General features: G+C 64.8%; 1 protein-coding gene and 1 pseudogene. Both read right to left on the bottom strand.

The genetic code is table 11. The features are described 5' to 3' along the window. Window positions 1–465, bottom strand: a pseudogene (locus tag ITJ56_RS18110) (hypothetical protein); the annotation flags it as partial. Continuing rightward, the gene (locus tag ITJ56_RS18115) at window positions 465–827 is read right to left on the bottom strand and encodes a PadR family transcriptional regulator (RefSeq protein ID WP_194632022.1); all 363 of its coding nucleotides are present in this window, start codon (window positions 825–827) and stop codon (window positions 465–467) included. The pseudogene ITJ56_RS18110 and the gene ITJ56_RS18115, both read right to left, overlap by 1 nt. Between the last annotated feature and the right edge of the window lie 101 nt (window positions 828–928).

A 928-nucleotide genomic window follows, 5' to 3' on the forward strand; every position in this document is an offset into this window, starting at 1 on the left:
GGCGACCACCGACGACGCCAACGCTGACAAGCGTGCCGGGAGGTGCCTGCCGAACAGCACGAAGACACCGGCCAGGACCCACAGTGCTGTGACGATGACGCCGGGGCTGTTAAAGGGTCCCATCGGATTCAGCGCGTAGTTGTGCGCCTTGGGGTTCCAAGGCATCCAGTCCTGCACGACGAAGTACACCAAGGACCACGCCAGCCCAGTCCCAAGCGCGAAGCCCGCGGCCCGATCCCGTGCAGCTGCGGGAAGGACCGCGGCGACGCGAGTGCCGATCCCGTTGGCAGCCAGGTCAACGACTTCCGATCGTCGCGGTCGGTTCCGCCCTTCGCTTTCCGCAACGTCCAGCAGGGTCCCGATGAGAGCGTCCTCGTTTTGACGACGCCAACGCCCTGGGTACCAACGGACGAGCCGTCGGTAGCTCTGCTCGAGGGTTCCCTGTTCGACGTGCATCGTGCTCATCAGATCCCCCCGAACTGCATCTGCCCGGCGATACCGCGCGGACGCCACCCAGCGATCCGCGACCGCGCCGCAGCAGCATTGGCTTCGAGCCTGCTTGCTGTGGCCTGCAGGGCGTCGATCCCTTCACCAGTGATCTCGAAGTACCGGCGATTGCGGCCGTCCACGACCTCGTCGCCAGCGACGGTCACGAGGCCCCGCTCCACCAGACGATCTAGTGCCGCATAGAGCGTTCCCGCCTTCAACTGCACACGGCCGTCCGACAGCTCGGCTGCGTCCGCGATCAGCGCGTATCCGTGCTTACGGCCCCCCGCAAGCGAAGTGAGCACCAACATCGTGGGCTCACGCATCTCAACTTCACTCATGCGGCAACTATATACAGATGACTTGAGTATGCAAGTGCTCGAGTGGTCTTATCGGCGCGGCGACTGATTCGGGCTCCAGGAAGCCGGGCGGACTCCTTCCC

This window comes from Curtobacterium sp. VKM Ac-1376, assembly GCF_015351025.1.
GTDB lineage: Bacteria > Actinomycetota > Actinomycetes > Actinomycetales > Microbacteriaceae > Curtobacterium.